Source organism: Streptomyces sp. PU-14G (assembly GCF_041028275.1).
Taxonomy (GTDB): Bacteria; Actinomycetota; Actinomycetes; order Streptomycetales; family Streptomycetaceae; genus Streptomyces.
Genome location: NZ_JASKYT010000790.1, coordinates 1 through 362, shown reverse-complemented (window position 1 = coordinate 362; position 362 = coordinate 1). Strand labels below are relative to the sequence as shown.

Annotated in this window: 1 pseudogene; it reads right to left on the bottom strand. The window is 78.5% G+C overall.

The annotated features are described in order from the left end of the window. Nucleotides 1-121: 121 nt before the first annotated feature. Nucleotides 122-328, bottom strand: a pseudogene (locus AB8Z75_RS35310) (DNA primase); the annotation flags it as partial. Between the last annotated feature and the right edge of the window lie 34 nt (nt 329-362).

Sequence of the window (362 nt, the reverse complement as noted above, 5' to 3'; positions counted from 1 at the left end):
GGCCGGCGGTGCGGTCCGCTGGCCGGGGATGCGCGCGTTCGTGGTCTCTCCTGGGGCCCCCCCCCCCCCCCCCCCCCCCCCCCCCCCCCCCCCCCCCCCCCCCCCCCCCCCCCCCCCCCCCCGGGCAGGCGGGGTCCGCGCAGGTGCAGCGCGGTACGCCGTGCACCGTCTCCAGCCAGGTGCCGGGGAAGACGTCCCAGGCGCGCTCCTGCGTGTAGCGCAGGGCGTGTTCGAGGGGGGAGTCGGCCGGCGGTGCGGTCCGCTGGCCGGGGATGCGCGCGTTCGTGGTCTCTCCTGGGGTGCGTGTGCGGGTCTCTTCCACGACCATCACAACTTTTGGTCCGGTCGGGGGTTACGGGGGC